At 51.1% G+C, this 16,350-nt stretch carries 14 protein-coding genes; 6 read left to right on the top strand and 8 right to left on the bottom strand.

The genetic code is table 11. From position 1 onward, the window contains the following. Positions 1-36: 36 nt before the first annotated feature. Together fumB and fumC are read left to right on the top strand one after the other, a co-directional pair. Positions 37-1,683, top strand: coding sequence for a class I fumarate hydratase (fumB, locus tag ICA20_RS13345; RefSeq protein WP_038640448.1), 1,647 nt, complete (start codon positions 37-39; stop codon positions 1,681-1,683). A gap of 140 nt (positions 1,684-1,823) precedes the next feature. Further along, entirely contained in the window at positions 1,824-3,227 is a 1,404-nt protein-coding gene (gene fumC, locus ICA20_RS13340) for a class II fumarate hydratase (RefSeq protein WP_038640450.1), read from the top strand. Here the strand turns inward: fumC and tus are convergent. Next, positions 3,224-4,153, bottom strand: a complete 930-nt coding sequence (tus, locus tag ICA20_RS13335) for a DNA replication terminus site-binding protein (RefSeq protein ID WP_038640452.1) — start codon at positions 4,151-4,153, stop codon at positions 3,224-3,226. The genes fumC and tus overlap by 4 nt on opposite strands. Positions 4,154-4,227: 74 nt before the next feature. After that, positions 4,228-5,529: a two-component system sensor histidine kinase RstB gene (gene rstB, locus ICA20_RS13330; protein WP_038640455.1), complete on the bottom strand. Its 1,302-nt coding sequence runs from the start codon at positions 5,527-5,529 to the stop codon at positions 4,228-4,230. A gap of 65 nt (positions 5,530-5,594) precedes the next feature. On the opposite strand from rstB, the gene ICA20_RS13325 reads away from it, so the two are divergent. Next, positions 5,595-5,939 (top strand): DUF1294 domain-containing protein, encoded by a 345-nt coding sequence (locus ICA20_RS13325; RefSeq protein ID WP_038640457.1) that lies wholly within the window; start codon positions 5,595-5,597, stop codon positions 5,937-5,939. Positions 5,940-5,964: 25 nt separating this feature from the next. On the opposite strand, the gene ICA20_RS13320 is transcribed toward ICA20_RS13325, so the two are convergent. Then, positions 5,965-6,756 carry an MBL fold metallo-hydrolase gene (locus ICA20_RS13320; RefSeq protein WP_038640459.1) on the bottom strand — a complete coding sequence of 264 codons (792 nt, stop codon included), beginning with the start codon at positions 6,754-6,756 and terminating at the stop codon, positions 5,965-5,967. 343 nt (positions 6,757-7,099) lie between these two features. On the opposite strand from ICA20_RS13320, the gene ICA20_RS13315 reads away from it, so the two are divergent. Further along, complete coding sequence (locus ICA20_RS13315) at positions 7,100-8,128, top strand: HoxN/HupN/NixA family nickel/cobalt transporter (RefSeq protein WP_038640460.1); 1,029 nt, start codon at positions 7,100-7,102, stop codon at positions 8,126-8,128. Positions 8,129-8,182: 54 nt separating this feature from the next. On the opposite strand, the gene ICA20_RS13310 is transcribed toward ICA20_RS13315, so the two are convergent. Further along, a complete protein-coding gene (locus ICA20_RS13310; protein WP_038640462.1) occupies positions 8,183-9,523 on the bottom strand; it encodes an L-cystine transporter in 1,341 nt (446 codons plus the stop codon). A 243-nt stretch (positions 9,524-9,766) separates the two neighbouring features. Next, complete coding sequence (rstA, locus tag ICA20_RS13305) at positions 9,767-10,501, bottom strand: two-component system response regulator RstA (RefSeq protein WP_179957930.1); 735 nt, start codon at positions 10,499-10,501, stop codon at positions 9,767-9,769. 126 nt (positions 10,502-10,627) lie between these two features. Between rstA and ICA20_RS13300 the strand changes: the two genes are divergently transcribed. Then, on the top strand, positions 10,628-10,963 hold the full coding sequence (locus ICA20_RS13300) for a GlpM family protein (protein ID WP_032939759.1): 336 nt from the start codon (positions 10,628-10,630) through the stop codon (positions 10,961-10,963). Here ICA20_RS13300 and folM read toward each other — a convergent pair. From folM to ydgH, 3 genes are all read right to left on the bottom strand, one after another. Beyond that, complete coding sequence (gene folM, locus ICA20_RS13295; RefSeq protein ID WP_038640466.1) at positions 10,960-11,682, bottom strand: dihydromonapterin reductase; 723 nt, start codon at positions 11,680-11,682, stop codon at positions 10,960-10,962. The two genes, ICA20_RS13300 and folM, sit on opposite strands and share 4 nt — an antisense overlap. Positions 11,683-11,718: 36 nt before the next feature. Next, positions 11,719-13,101, bottom strand: a complete 1,383-nt coding sequence (locus ICA20_RS13290) for an amino acid permease (RefSeq protein ID WP_038640468.1) — start codon at positions 13,099-13,101, stop codon at positions 11,719-11,721. 246 nt (positions 13,102-13,347) lie between these two features. Continuing rightward, on the bottom strand, positions 13,348-14,292 hold the full coding sequence (ydgH, locus tag ICA20_RS13285) for a DUF1471 family protein YdgH (protein ID WP_038640470.1): 945 nt from the start codon (positions 14,290-14,292) through the stop codon (positions 13,348-13,350). Between the two features lie 525 nt (positions 14,293-14,817). Between ydgH and pntA the strand changes: the two genes are divergently transcribed. Next, positions 14,818-16,347, top strand: a complete 1,530-nt coding sequence (gene pntA / locus ICA20_RS13280; RefSeq protein WP_038643154.1) for a Re/Si-specific NAD(P)(+) transhydrogenase subunit alpha — start codon at positions 14,818-14,820, stop codon at positions 16,345-16,347. Positions 16,348-16,350: the final 3 nt, after the last annotated feature.

Below are 16,350 nucleotides of genomic sequence, written 5' to 3'. Positions count from 1 at the left end.
AGAGAATAACCAGACCTAGCAGTAAGTGAGAGCACAATGTCAAACAAACCCTTTCATTATCAGCATCCTTTCCCGCTTAAAAAGGATGATACCGAATACTATCTGCTGACCAGCGACTATGTCTCCGTTGCCGAATTCGAAGGGCAGGAGGTTATTAAAGTCGCGCCGCAAGCGCTAACTCTGCTGGCTCGTCAGGCTTTTCATGATGCGTCGTTTATGCTGCGTCCTGCGCATCAGCAGCAGGTTGCTGATATCCTGCGTGACCCTGAGGCCAGCGAAAACGACAAATATGTGGCCCTGCAATTCCTGCGTAACTCCGACATCGCGGCGAAAGGTATTTTGCCGACCTGTCAGGATACCGGCACAGCGATAATCGTGGGTAAAAAAGGTCAGCGTGTCTGGACCGGCGGCGGAGATGAAGCGGCACTGGCACGAGGGGTCTATAACACCTACATCGAAGACAACCTGCGCTATTCGCAAAACGCCGCGCTGGATATGTATAAAGAAGTGAACACTGGCACTAACCTGCCGGCGCAGATCGATCTGTATACCGTTGACGGCGATGAATACAAATTCTTGTGTATTGCTAAAGGCGGTGGTTCGGCAAACAAAACCTATCTGTACCAGGAAACCAAAGCGCTGCTCACGCCGGGCAAATTAAAAAATTACCTGGTCGAGAAGATGCGTACGCTGGGAACAGCGGCTTGTCCGCCGTATCATATCGCGTTTGTGATTGGTGGAACGTCGGCGGAAGCGACGCTGAAAACCGTCAAGTTGGCTTCGGCGAAATACTACGACGAACTGCCGACCGAAGGTAACGAGCATGGTCAGGCATTCCGCGATGTGGAGCTGGAAAAAGAGCTGTTGGTAGAAGCGCAGAATTTGGGGCTGGGCGCGCAGTTTGGCGGGAAGTACTTCGCTCATGATATCCGCGTGATCCGTCTGCCGCGTCACGGCGCGTCGTGTCCGGTTGGTATGGGCGTTTCTTGCTCAGCCGATCGAAATATCAAAGCTAAGATCAACCGTGAAGGCATTTGGATCGAAAAACTGGAGCATAATCCGGGTAAATATATCCCAGAAGAGCTGCGCCAGGCGGGCGAAGGCGAAGCGGTGCGCGTTGACCTCAATCGGCCGATGAAAGAGATCCTGGCCCAGTTGTCGCAGTACCCGGTGTCCACGCGTCTGTCACTTAACGGAACCATTATTGTTGGTCGTGATATTGCGCATGCGAAACTGAAAGAACGTCTGGATAACGGTGAAAGTTTGCCGCAATATGTTAAAGATCACCCGATCTATTACGCCGGTCCGGCAAAAACGCCGGAAGGCTATGCCTCTGGTTCACTTGGCCCAACTACAGCCGGACGTATGGATTCATATGTCGACCAGCTTCAGGCCGCGGGCGGCAGTATGATCATGCTGGCGAAAGGCAACCGCAGCCAGCAGGTGACCGATGCCTGCCATAAGCACGGCGGCTTCTACTTAGGTAGCATTGGCGGCCCCGCAGCGGTGCTTGCCCAGGGCAGTATCAAGAGTCTGGAATGCGTGGAATATCCTGAACTGGGGATGGAAGCCATCTGGAAAATTGAAGTGGAAGATTTCCCAGCGTTTATCCTGGTGGATGACAAAGGTAATGATTTCTTCAAGCAAATTCAGACGTCGCAGTGCGCACGCTGCGTTAAGTAACGTCAGCCGCCCTTAGGGGCGGTTTTTTTTCCGCACGAACCACCAAACGACAGTTTAATCCTCGTTAATACTGATAAGACCAATGCAAGTGGGCAATGTCGAAACATAACCTAATCAATTCTTAATGTAAGGAGCAGGTAATGGTAACGGTACGCCGCGAGAATGATTCAATGGGCGCAATTGATGTTCCTGCCGATAAGCTTTGGGGGGCGCAAACCCAACGTTCGCTGGAGCATTTTCGTATCTCTACGGAGAAAATGCCGGTCTTGCTGATCCATGCGCTGGCGCTGACGAAACGGGCGGCTGCCAAGGTTAATTTAGATCTCGGGCTGCTGGCGGAAGATAAAGCCACCGCGATTATGCAGGCCGCAGATGAGGTATTGGCGGACAAACATCGGGATGAGTTTCCGTTGGCCATTTGGCAGACGGGGTCCGGCACGCAAAGCAATATGAATATGAATGAGGTGCTGGCAAACCGTGCCAGCGAATTGCTGGGCGGCGTGCGGGGAATGGAGCGAAAAGTTCACCCCAACGACGATGTTAATAAAAGCCAAAGCTCGAATGATGTCTTTCCGACAGCGATGCATGTTGCCGCGCTGCTGGCGCTGCGCAAGTCACTGATCCCGCAATTAACGGTGTTGACCAAAACGCTCAGTGATAAATCCCACGCGTTTGCCGATATCGTCAAAATTGGCCGGACGCATCTGCAAGATGCGACCCCGCTTACGCTTGGGCAGGAAATTTCCGGCTGGGTGGCAATGCTCGAACATAACCTCAGACACATTGAAAACAGTTTACCCCATGTGGCGGAACTGGCGTTGGGGGGAACGGCGGTGGGAACCGGACTGAACACCCATCCTGAATATGCGCGTCGGGTCGCGGATGAGTTGAAGGTCATTACCTGCGCGCCGTTTGTTACTGCACCGAATAAATTTGAAGCACTGGCGACCTGCGATGCGTTGGTTCACGCCCACGGAGCGCTCAAGGGGCTGGCGGCGTCACTGATGAAAATCGCCAACGATGTGCGTTGGCTGGCATCCGGTCCGCGTTGTGGTATTGGTGAAATTTCAATTCCTGAAAACGAACCGGGTAGCTCCATTATGCCGGGTAAAGTCAATCCGACTCAGTGTGAGGCGCTGACCATGCTTTGTTGCCAGGTGATGGGCAATGATGTTGCCATTAATATGGGCGGGGCGTCAGGTAACTTTGAACTTAACGTTTATCGACCGATGGTTATTCACAACTTCCTGCAATCAGTGCGTTTGCTGGCGGACGGGATGGAAAGCTTTAACGAGCATTGCGCGACGGGTATTGAACCCAATCGTGAGCGAATCGACCAGTTACTCAACGAGTCGCTGATGCTGGTTACCGCACTCAATACCCATATCGGTTACGACAAAGCCGCTGAGATAGCCAAAAAGGCGCACAAGGAAGGGCTGACGTTAAAAGCATCAGCCCTGGCGCTGGGATATTTAACCGAAGCGGAGTTCGACAGTTGGGTACGACCGGAACTGATGGTTGGCAGCATGCGACCGGGCAGTTAATCAGCAACGTACAGGTGCAGTCGGGGAATAATCAATCTCAACGGCTGCGCCTGAGGTTTAAAACGATGCTGAACGTTGTCGGCATCGTAATTCAGTAACTCGCCGATATCGGGTACGGTCATACCGTTGTTGTTGTTGATTAGCGCAATCAGCGGCGTCGGGCAGGCGTATTGCACCTGTTTTTGCTCTCCTTTGTACCAGACGCGGGCGATGGGCTGCACTTTCACCGGTCTTTTAATCTTCAGTTTTGCCTGCTGTGGCAGGGCTGCGATGTCCTGATATTCCCGCTCCAGCTTCGCCTGCCACTCTTCACGCGTCCATGGGTGTACGCTGCGCGGCGACGTCAGACTCTTTTCCAGTTGCTGCAGGACTTCATCGCGCTTCAGGTTTTTAATGATGTGTTTGTTAGCCCAGCCAAAGCGCAGGGTGGCGGGTTCTTTCACCAGCGTGAGAGTACGATAGGCATTCAACGTAATCAGTCCCGGCAAGTGGCGATGCACCCATTCGAAACGTGCCGCCGGCGCCAGTCCCGATTCCACAGTGACAATGCGTTCAAACGTCGTTTTCAACTGGTTAATACGCTGAATTTGTTCTTCCAGAGCGCGCTGCGCCGCGTTATCCACCTGATAGCACAACACGCCAGGAAGACGGACGGCCGCTTTGCTGCTGCGGTTCTCAGATTGCTGCTGAATAAACAGATGGCGATAGTGACGCAGTGCCAGCGATTCAGCCTCTTTGCCTAAATGTTGTTTTACATCGATGCTCTGCAAAGGGGCATGTTCTGCCTCCTTGACGACTTCTGGTAGCGAGAACACGCGCGCAATCAGCAGCGTCTGCTGCAACAAATTTTCGCTCAGAAGCGCCAGTTCCTGTTCCATCTGGCGGAAGGTGCTGTTCAGACGGTCAACGAGATCGTAACGGGCCATGTGTTTTACCATTTTAGTTACAACATACTTTTTTATAGCACAACATTTGCCGCCTGACCACCGAGCGGCATGGGTCAGGCAGAGGGAAATTCAGGAATGTTATGCCAGACGGGCCAACTGAAAGAAAAACGAGCCCCGCCCAGTTCACTTTCATCGCAAACGACCGTACCGCCCATAGCCAATGCGATCGAGTGGACGATGGCTAACCCAAGTCCGCAACCACCGGTCGCCCGGTCACGACTGGGATCGAGGCGTACAAATGGCTCAAAAACTTGTTCACGCGCCGCAGGTGCGATACCCGGACCGTCGTCTTCCACGATCAGTGTCGCCTGGTTGCCGTCCAGCTGCAGACTGGCTTGTACCGTCGACTGGCAATAGCGCAGGGCGTTATTCAGCAGATTATCCAGCACACGCTCCATCAGGCGCATATCCAGCGCGCCGTAGTCGCCACTCTGAAGATGGCGTAGCCGCACCTCATGGTCAGGATTGACGCTTTGCACATCCTCAAGATGGGTTGTCAGCCAAAGGGGCAGGTCGGGTACGCTAAGCTTCAATTCATTTTGTGGGCGATCCAACCGGGCGTAGGTCAGTAACTCTTCGATCAACGCTTCCAACTGGCCGATATCACGATTCAGTGCCTGAGATTCTTGCTCGGTGAGGTTCTCACTCATCTCCAGTCGGTAACGTAAGCGTACCAGTGGAGTCCGAAGCTCATGGGCAATACCATCAATAAGCTGTTTTTTACTGGCGATCAGCGCATTGATATTGTCCGCCATCTGGTTAAACGCCACACCAAGACGCTCAAAACTGGAACCGTTATCAAAATGGAGGCGTTCGCCCAGATGTCCCTCACCAAAACGTTGTGCTGCGGCTTCCAGTCGGAGCATTTCCTGCCAGTGGGGGCGCATCCAGATAAAGACCGGGAAGGCCAGCGAAATGGCAATGAACGCCATCAGCGCGATGTCCAGCAAGCGCATTTGATGCAGAAAATAGAGATAGGGTACCGGGCCGACGGCCAGCACGTAATGGCTGCGCGGGATTCGTTGAATAAAAGTGTACTGATCGTCAAGCGCGACAATATCGCCTTCGCGCAGGCGCTGCATGGTTGGGGCATCCAGCGTGTATTTATTCAGCGGTTCAACGCGCAGATCAAAAGAGAGGTTCAAATCCATCTCCTTTAGCGTCTTACCCCAGTCACGTGGTGGGATCTCGCGCAGTTCACTGCGCATCAGGTACAACGAGCTTTTCATTAAATCGTCGAGCGACTGTCTGCCCGCGCGTTCTGCGGTGAATTTGTATACAAGGCCGACCAGCAAGGTCATCACCAGAAAGCAGACAAATAGCAGGAGATAAAACTGTACAAACAGCTTCTTCATATAAAATCACCGAATACGCAATATAATGCGTACTGATACTCTCAAAATTGTTGTGATATAAAAATATGAATTTCAATCGTTGTTGTTATTTGCTACTCATTTTCGCAGCAATAGGCTGTATTTTCACCGCACAACCTGTGGTTATGTGGCTAATAGTTGCCAATATACTGACGATGGCGCTATATGGCCTCGACAAAATGGCCGCTCGTAAGGCCTGGCGCAGGGTGCCTGAGTCTACTTTGCTGATGTTTGGTGTTGTTGGCGGGTGGGGGGGCGCGATAGCGGGTCAACAAATTTTCCGCCATAAAACACAAAAGCAGCCATTCAAAACCTATTTTATTATTAGCGTGATAGTCAGTCTCTCGTTGATGGGGGCGGTTTATCAGTTCTATCCATTTTCATCTTCCTGAGTGAGGGAGAGAGTGAACGGCCCGATTATCTAAGGCAGGAGATATACTTTTTGCCTGAACGGCGTACGATTTCATCGGCATTGTCCTTAATATCTTTTCCCTCAAATGCGCCGTAGAGTTGTTTAAATTTTACCGTACTCAGGCGGTGAGTGATGTCGCTGACCGTTGCGGCTGGCAGCGGCAGCATATTGGGGTAACTCCACATAAAGGAGACGGCATGCGTCCCTGGTGTGACCTGAACGATGTCGCCGGAAAGCACCAGGCCTTCATTTCGTGCCCAGTGCAAAACACAGCCACTGGAAAAGTGTCCCCCCAGTCGTATCACACTGACGTCCTGGGCGAGTTCAAGGGTGTCGCCTTGCCAAAATCTAATCCACGGGCTGTCGCGCATCACCCACTCGCTATCACTGGCATGGAGGTAAATCGGAGCATTAAATTCTGCAGCCCAGTCCTGCATCGTTGTGTAGTAGTGAGGGTGTGATATCGCAATAGCCTTAAGCCCGCCCAGAGACGCTATTAGCATTTTCGTGGCATCATCGAGCGTAGCAATACAGTCCCACAGAATATTGCCCCCGGGAGTACGTAGAATAAATGCCCGCTGGTTAATCGCAAAATCCGGAACGGTGCGGATGCTGAGAAGATCGCCGTTGTGTTGTTGCCACTTATTTGTATGTGAAGCACAAAGGGCGGAAAAATCGATCCATTTCTGCCCTGTCGCGGGGACATACTGGCGTTCATCATTACAGATAGCGCAATGTTGTGGATGAGAATCCGTTTTCTCATAGGATGTCCCGCAGGCTTTGCATAAAACAATCATCGCGTTTCCTCATTTAACAACCACAATCAGCATGGCACACGGAGACATAAGAATGTGCCCATTAGTGCTCTGGCCCCTAATCTTCTGCGGAATGCTTCAATGCCTGATTCTTGATTTCGGAGTTAAAGCCGGTTTTTGTAAGAGGGGGACAACGCGACTATATACCCCTGTGCGTAGCGGAGTGAGCGATGGCGGAACTCGCATCAGTGGTAATCAACTTTGATCTATGACACTGGGTTGGTAATTCTTAAGAGTTATCATTAGCCTGGTAAACGTTTTATTAATCAATCAGTGAACGGCGGTGTAGTGTGTTGTTTAGCGCAAATTTGACAGGCTGGAAACAATGAACGCATTGTTTTCAATATTAAAAAAACGCCCAAACATTATTTCGTTGATGGTTTTACTCATCGGGGCAAACATTGTGGCGTGGCTGTGGGCTTTTACCGCGTTTAGCAACAACACGTCGTTACTGGCGCTGTGTCTAATCGCGTGGTGCTATGGTTTGCGCCATGCCGTGGATGCCGACCATATTGCTGCTATAGATAGCGCGACGCGCAAACTGATGCAGCAGAAAAAACGCGCCCTGACGACGGGAGCCTGGTTTTCCCTTGGTCACTCCACCATTGTGGTGCTGGCAAGCATTGGCATTGCGCTGACCACCAGCGTTTTTAAGCAGCATATGACCTGGTTTCAGAATGTCGGCGGTCTTATCGGTACCACGGTCTCTGCCGCATTTCTGCTGATTCTGGCCACTATCAATCTCATTATCTTCTGCCATGTCTGGAAGGCTTTTCGCCATCTTAAACGCACCGGTACTTACGCTGGTAACACGGAAAATATTACGGTTTCAGGTCCTTTGAACTGGATTTTTCGCTCAGCTTTCCGCCTGGTAGGTAAAGACTGGCATATGTATTTTGTCGGTTTTCTGTTTGGTCTGGGTTTTGATACCGCCACTGAAATTTCTCTGCTGGGTATTTCCGCTTCAAGCGCGTCCAGTGGCATGTCGGTCTGGTCAATATTAGTTTTCCCGGCGCTGTTTACCTGCGGGATGGCGCTGATTGATTGCCTTGACAGCATCCTGATGGTTGAGGCCTATGGATGGGCGTTTAATAAGCCGCAGCGCAAGCTTTATTACAATATGACCATCACCGGAACCTCGGTGATTGTTGCGCTATTTATCGGTGGACTGGAGGCGTTGGGACTTCTCTCTGACGCATTTTCACTCCAGGGAGGATTATGGGATACCGTCAGCAATTTGAGTGACCATATGGGCAATGTCGGCTTTGTGATTATTGGCGTTTTTATCTGTTGCTGGATTATTTCTGCCGTGAATTACCGTTGGAAAAAATACGACGGACTGACATTCAGTTGACACAAAAGAAAGCCTTCCGTTTACAGGAAGGCTTAGTTCTTACTGGAAGGCTGGTTAATTCGCGTTCACGCGTTGCGGTTCTTCTGCTCTTTTTTTCAGGAGTCTGTTAGCCAGTACGCCTGACATCATCGAACCATTCACGTTGAGTGCCGTTCTGGCCATATCAACGACAGGCTCGATAGCAATGAAAATCCCCACCAGCGCGACAGGGAAGTTCAGCGTTGAAAGGACGATCAGCGCAGCAAATGTTCCGCCGCCACCAACGCCCGCCACTCCGATGGAACCCAGCGCAATCGCAGGTAGCATGGCGAGCAAAAAATGCACCGATAGCGGGTCAATGCCAATTGTTGGCGCAATCATCGCCACCATAATAGCCGGATAGATCCCGGCGCAGCCGTTTTGACCCATGCTGGAGCCGAATGAGGCCGCAATATTGGCAATGGTGTTTTGCACGCCAAACTTTTCCTGCGCGGTAATAGCCAGTGGAATAGATGCCGCACTGCTGCGTGACACAAAGGCAAAGGTTAATACTGGCCAGACGGTTTTAAAATAGTGAACCGGATTATTGCCACTCAGCACCAGTATTAGCGCGTGGACGATAAACATCATCAGAATGGCAAGGTAACAGGCTGCAATAAAGCCTAACAGACTGGCAAATTGTTCAAGTCGATACGCGGAAAATACGCCTGCCATTAATGCCATCACGCCATAAGGGGTGAGGGCAATAACGATACGTACCATCTTCATCACCCAAATCTGGATGGCGTTAATGCCGGCACTTAATTTTTCACCTTCTTGCGGGGCGTCTTGTTTGACCTTTAATAATGCCACGCCGGCAAGTAGCGTGAAGATAACAATGCCTATGACGGAAACACTTCTGGCCCCGGTTAGATCGAGGAAAATGTTCGTGGGGATCAGGGAGGTCATCAGTTTTGGTAGTGAAATGGCGGCAGTTTTACTCACATCATCCGCCGTCAGCGTGGACTGCATATGAACAAATGCGCTGGCGTCCAGACCTAATACATGCGCAGTCAGTAGCCCAATAAACCCGGCAATCATTACCAGGCAGAGCATGCATCCGACGATGGTTAACGACATTTTCCCAATGCCTGCACTATTTTCGAGCTTATTAATGGCTGAGAGAATAGAGATGAAAATCAGCGGAACCGCAACCAGCTTTAGTAAATTCACATAGCCATTGCCGATAACGTTATACCAACCGATCACTGTTTTACTGTCGTCGGCAGCAATGAAATGCAGGGATAAGCCGATAACGGCACCAAGAAAAATAGCGATGAAGACACTTTTTGAAAGAGAGTGACTTTTTTGGTTGATTCTGAAAATTGCCCATGAACAAACCAAAAAGAACGCGATATACGCGAGCGTAACGAACATATTGTAGCCTCTTGCCTCATTCAGCACCTGAAATGCCGGAAAGAGTTTTGTTATTGCGAAATAAACCTGAACCATAAGGTTCAGGACCGCAACGGATTATAGGGAGGGAGGACGTCAGCAGCCACACAAAAAATGTGGAAACTAACCGGATAGCGGTTGTATGCCTGTTCTGTAAACAATTTTTCGTGACAGTGTAACGTATTGTGGTAAATCCAGCCGATCCGCGAGACCGGCCTGATGGCATTATTTCTGTGGCTCGTCGTCCCAGGCGTGCGGTGCAAACAGGTAACCTTTGTTGCGTACCGTTTTGATTCGATAGGGCTCAGTGGCGTTATCAAGCAGTTTTTTACGTAATCGGGAAATCGCCACATCAACGCTGCGATCCATACCGTCATAGCTTACACCGCGCAGGTTCTTCAGCAGCGCATCGCGGTCCATAATCTGCCCGGCATGAGTCGCAAGCTCCCACAATAATTCAAAATCGGCGGTGGAAAGAGAGACTTGCTCGCCGCCGAGTAGCACGGAGCGGTTGGTTGGGTCGATAGCGAGTGTACCAAAGCGTAGCGTTGTGTGCGGTGTGATGGTCGCTGCCTGAATACCTTTAGACTGGGCTGATTGTTCGCTCTGACGCAAATGCAGGCGTAGCCGCGCAAGCAGTACGGCCGGAGGGGTTGTTTTAAGGATGTAGTCGCAGGCCCCCATTTCCAGCGCCAGGATATGGTTCATGTCGCTGTCCAGAGAGGTCAGCAGAACAATCGGACCCTGCCAGCGTCCACGTAAATCGCGGCAGATTGTCATCCCGTCTTTGCCCGGCAGCATGATATCTAATAACACCAGATCGGGTTGAACTTGCAGGATTCTCTCCTCGGCCAAATCACCACGAGGTTCAAGAATAACCTCAATGTCATGCCGGGCCAGATAGGCGGCAATCAGCGAGCCAACTTCAGGATCATCTTCAACAAATACAATGGTGTTCATATCGTTCATTTTGAATATAAAACGCCAACATACACCGCCCTCGTTTTTCCTTCCATTAATCTTTTCTAAACAAGATTGCTTCCGTTATGCTAGGGACTGATGTTATTGATGTGTTAAGGCAGGGTAATGGGACTCGTTATCAAAGCGGCGCTGGGTGCGCTGGTGGTGGTGTTGATTGGTTTGCTCGCTAAAACAAAGAATTACTATATTGCTGGATTAATCCCGCTGTTCCCGACATTCGCGTTGATTGCCCATTATATCGTGGCCAGTGAGCGTGGAATCGAGGCGTTGCGTACCACCATTGTATTCAGCATGTGGTCGATTATTCCCTATTTTGTCTACCTCGTTTCGCTGTGGTATTTCACCGGCTTTATGCGCTTACCCGTCGCGCTCGGCGGGTCAGTGGTGTGCTGGAGCCTGAGCGCGTGGTTGCTGATTTTTTGTTGGATTAAACTGCATTAACGCAGATGACGCCCGCCATCAAGGGCAAAACTACGTCCTGTGACAAAGCAACTGGTCAATAGATAGTCAATTAAATCAATGACTTCTTTTTCACCGGGCGCCGTTTTCATCAGTGATTTATTCAGAGCCTGCTGGCGATATTCAGCATTGTCACTCTCGTTGAACAGGATCAGCGAGGGGGCAATCGCATTCACTTTGACTTCCGGCGCCAGTTTGCGGGCGAACGAGCGAGTCATATTGTCCAGCGCCGCTTTACTGGCAGCATAAGCGATGTGCTTGTCGCTGCCACGCTCCACAACATAATCCGTAAAATGGATAATATCGCTGGCTGCATGTCCATGACCGCGTAACAACTCTTCCAGGGCGTGGTTGAGTAAGTAGGGCGTATTGACATGAATCTGCATCATGGCCGACAGCACTTCGGTTAGCGGCGTGCCCGGCTTTTCTGCAACCCAGGCACTGGCATTATGCACAATGGCGCGCAAACCGTTCGTCTGCCTTTTAACCTCATCGGCAAAGGCTAACACGCCTTTATCGGTAGAAAAGTCAGCCTGGATACACAATGCGCCAGCTTCGCATAAGCCATCAATGGCCGGGTAATGTGTCCGATAGCTGACAATAACTGGCTGTCTTTGATTGAGAAAATGCCATGCGACGGCGAGGCCGATGCGACGACCTCCTCCAGTGATAAGTATCGGCAAAGGGGGCTTTTTACCCATCGTAATCTCCAGGTTTCGCGAACGATGGGGATAGCGTTACCCCACCAACATCCAGGTCGCCGGAACTGCTGCAATAAGCAGCAGGCCGATCAGCGCCATCTCCTGACGTTTTAATACATTTTCATGCGCGTGTGTTTTACGGGCATAAAGGAAAACCAGTAGTCCCGGCGCATATAGCACCACAGACAGCAGCAGGTGCATCGGACCTGACGCATACAATAACCATATGCCATAAATGCTCGCACCGACACCGACGGCTTTATGCAACGGACGGGTAGCGATTTTCAGCAAAAATGCGCCGACCAGCAAATAGGGCACCAGAATCATCTCTGAGGCAATAGTCAGTAGCGTATTGTAGTCGGAACCTGTGAGCCAGATCAGCACCAGACAGATTTGGACGCAGATGTTGGTCAGCCACAGCGACGCGGATGGCGCACCCTGCGCATTCTGACGCGCGAAAATCCGTGGAAACGCTTTGTGGGTAGCGGCGAGGAATGGCACTTCCGCCGCCATAATCGTCCAGCTTAAATAGGCACCGCAAACGGAGACAATCAGACCCGCGGCAATAATAATTTCGCCCCATGGCCCCATCATTTTTACCATCAGACCGGCCATTGATGGGTTGCGGATTTCTGCCAGTTCTGGACGCGCGACAACACCCAGCGACAGCAGGGTAACCAACAGATAAACGCCCAGCGCGGCAAGCACCGCCAGCAGCGTGGCGCGTCCGACATCGCGTTTATTTCGTGCGCGGGCGGAAACCACCACTGCGCCTTCCACACCGATGAATACCCAAAGGGTAATGAGCATAGTGTTTTTGACCTGCTCCCAGACGGGGACGCCCAACGCGACACCGGTAAAATCCAGACTGAAGGTATCGAGCTTAAACAGCATGAACGCCAACACGATAAACAGGCCAAGCGGCAGCAATTTGGCCAGGGTCGCGACCAGGTTTATGCTGGCTGCGGTTTGCACCCCACGCAGCACCAGAAAGTGGACGATCCACAGCAGCATTGATGCGCCAACAATAGCCTGCCAGGTATTACCATCGCCAAAAAGGCGTAATTCCGGCGTATCGGTAAAGAAGCTGAGCGCAGAGAAGACGATAACCAGATACGAAACGTTAGCGATAACGGCGCATAGCCAGTATCCCCATGCCGAGCAGAAGCCAATCAGTTCCCCGAAACCTTCGCGCGCGTAGGTAAAAATGCCACCGTCCAGTTCAGGTCGGATACGCGTCAGGATCAGCATGGCAAAGGCGAGTAGCAAAATACCCGCACCGGTAATCGCCCAACCAATCAGTAATGCAGCCGGGCTGGCAACCGCCGCCATATTTTGTGGCAGGCTGAAAACACCAGCGCCGAGCATTGAGCTTAGAACCAGCGCGGTCAGTGCGCTCAGACCCAATTTCTTTTCCATTTGTATCCAGTTACTAAAACGAGAGTGAGAGAATAATTATTTTGGCAAACCGCATAAAAATGGTGAAAGCCACTAAGGCGCGGGATTTTACGGAGAGAAGAGAACGCATGCAATGGGGATAGAGAGATTTGTGACTAATAGTGTGAAAAGTTGTCTTAATATTCGTGTTTTTTGTTCGGGCTGAGGGCTTAACAAGGGAAAATTATCAGGCCTACAACCGCTGCAGACCTGATAAAGCATAGGATATTACTTGTACAAGTCAGCGCTGATGGTCATGTTGTTACCACGTTCTGACCACTGGCGAGTAATGTGATAATACTTCGCGCCTTTCTTCGCTGCGCGCTTGGCAACCTGATAAGAGACTTCGGTCATATTGCCGTAGTTACCGGTGAACTTGATGCTGTCGAACGGAACCATCATGGCAGCAGTCGCTTTGTTCAGCTCTTCAACTTTCGTGCCATCCGGCAGCGTGACGGTGTAACGTCCACCTTTGGTGGATTGCGTTTCGAAGAAGCGGCCAACTTCAGCACTCGGAGATGCGGTAGTCGCAACGCCCGGGATCTCAACTTTCTTCGCGGCTTCACCACCTTCAGCTAATGCGGCGCGACCGGCATCAGAATCAGCCGGGATTGCATCAGGGCTTTGTACTACGCGTTTTTTCGCATCCGCTTTATAGATGAATGCGGTAATACGCTGGTTACCACCCTGGTTGGCATCGACCTGGCGAACGATATAGAAAGAGTAAGCCCCTTTCTCTTTCGCCGCTTTGGTGATGGCGTCATTCACTTCAGGCTGGCTGCGGTAGAAGCCCTGTACCGTAACGGTATCGTAAGGTTCTATCAGAACGGCCTGATCTTTAGGTAACTCCATCACACCGTTAATAATACGGTTTTTGGATGCTTCCGCTTTTTCAGCGTCGGCTTTATAGATGTCGGCTACAACGCGCCAGTTACCGCCACTGCCAAAATCTGAGGTATCAACAACATAAAAAGAGGCTGCACCGTCTTTATCTGCACGACGTGATACGGCATCCACCGCGTCACCGATCGCATTAAAACGACCGGTAACCACAATGCGGTCATAGGGTTTCAGGGCAGCAGCTTGCTCCGGCGTCAATTCTGTCGCTGCATTTACAGAAAAAGCAGTCGCAGAAATAAGTGCGGACGCCAGGAGAGTGTTCTTAAGCTTCATAAAAATAATCCTTCGCCTTGCGCAAACCAGGTACTGGTATTGTTATTGACTAGAAACGTCGCTGATTATTGCATTTAAATTGTGTCAGTGTCTGCGTCATTTTTCACTCATCGTGCCACAGGGTGTAACAGTGTCGATAACATTTTGTGATATGTCCAAAAATTCGGCGTTTGGAGGCTAAAACTGATAAAACAGTTGAATTTCATAAGTTAATTTAATGTTAATCAATTGTTCTCTGGTGGCGCTTAATCATGTTTTGCCGCTTCGCTTGAGCGAATTATCAGCCATTGCGGGCTATTTAAAGGGCATTATCCCTGTCTGCGGGCGAATTCATCCCTGTTTTGCGAATTTCATAATAAATACTGTTTTTTGGCGCTAGATCACAGGCTCCATTTTCAGTAGGTTATACAGAGTTTGTTACTGTTTTATTTTATTGAGGTAACACTGACCTCTTTCGAGAGTGCGCGCATGCCTCTTGTAAACATTGATAAACCATCATCAAAAATACAGATGGAAGGGAACATTATGCGAATTGGCATACCAAAAGAACGGTTAACCAATGAAACCCGTGTCGCAGCTACGCCGAAAACGGTTGAGCAGCTGCTAAAGCTGGGTTTTAGCGTCGCGGTTGAAAGCGGCGCAGGTCAACTGGCGAGTTTTGACGATAAGGCGTTTGTGCAGGCAGGCGCAGAAATTGTTGACGGCAATGCTGTCTGGCAGTCAGAGATTATTCTGAAGGTCAATGCACCGGAAGAGGCGGAACTTCCCTTGCTTAATCCGGGCACGACGCTGGTGAGTTTTCTTTGGCCTGCGCAAAACCCGGAGCTGCTGCAAAAGCTTGCACAGCGCAATGTGACTGTGATGGCAATGGACTCCGTCCCGCGTATTTCGCGTGCGCAGTCGCTTGATGCCTTAAGCTCGATGGCGAATATCGCCGGCTATCGCGCCATTGTTGAAGCCGCCCATGAATTTGGCCGCTTCTTTACCGGACAGATCACCGCCGCGGGTAAGGTTCCGCCTGCCAAGGTCATGGTGATTGGTGCGGGTGTGGCAGGGCTTGCGGCGATCGGGGCGGCAAACAGCCTGGGTGCTATCGTCCGTGCTTTTGACACCCGTCCGGAAGTGAAAGAACAAGTTCAGAGTATGGGTGCTGAATTCCTCGAACTGGACTTTAAAGAAGAGGCGGGCAGCGGCGACGGTTACGCTAAGGTGATGTCCGAAGCCTTCATCAAAGCCGAGATGGCGCTTTTCGCCGCTCAGGCAAAAGATGTCGACATTATCGTTACAACGGCATTGATCCCGGGTAAGCCTGCGCCGAAACTGATCACCCGTGAAATGGTTGATTCGATGAAAGCGGGGAGTGTAATTGTCGATCTCGCCGCGCAAAACGGCGGTAACTGTGAATATACCGTGCCTAACCAGGTGACCACCACCGAGAACGGTGTGAAGGTTATCGGTTATACCGATTTGCCTGGTCGTCTGCCGACACAGTCTTCCCAACTGTACGGTACCAACCTCGTCAACCTGCTCAAACTGTTGTGCAAAGAGAAAGACGGCAACATTACCGTTGATTTTGACGACGTGGTGGTGCGTGGCGTGACGGTGGTTCGCGAGGGTGAAATCACCTGGCCTGCGCCGCCGATCCAGGTTTCAGCTCAGCCGCAGGCTGCGCCAAAAGCGGCTCCCGCGCCGAAAGAAGAGAAAAAACCGGTTTCACCATGGCGTAAATATGCGCTGATGGCGCTGGTAGTCATTTTGTTTGGCTGGCTTGCCGACGTCGCCCCGAAAGAGTTCCTCGGTCACTTTACGGTGTTCGCGCTTTCCTGCGTGGTGGGTTACTACGTGGTCTGGAATGTGTCGCACGCGTTGCATACTCCGCTGATGTCTGTGACCAACGCCATCTCCGGGATTATCGTTGTCGGCGCGTTGTTACAAATTGGCCAGGGTGGCTGGGTGAGTTTCCTGAGCTTTATCGCGGTGCTTATTGCCAGCATTAATATTTTCGGTGGCTTCACCGTGACTCAGCGCATGCTGAAAATGTTCCGGAAAAACTAAGGG

The organism is Citrobacter sp. C5_2 (genome assembly GCF_014596845.2).
GTDB lineage: Bacteria > Pseudomonadota > Gammaproteobacteria > Enterobacterales > Enterobacteriaceae > Citrobacter > Citrobacter werkmanii.
This window is presented reverse-complemented; position numbering and strand designations above follow the sequence as displayed.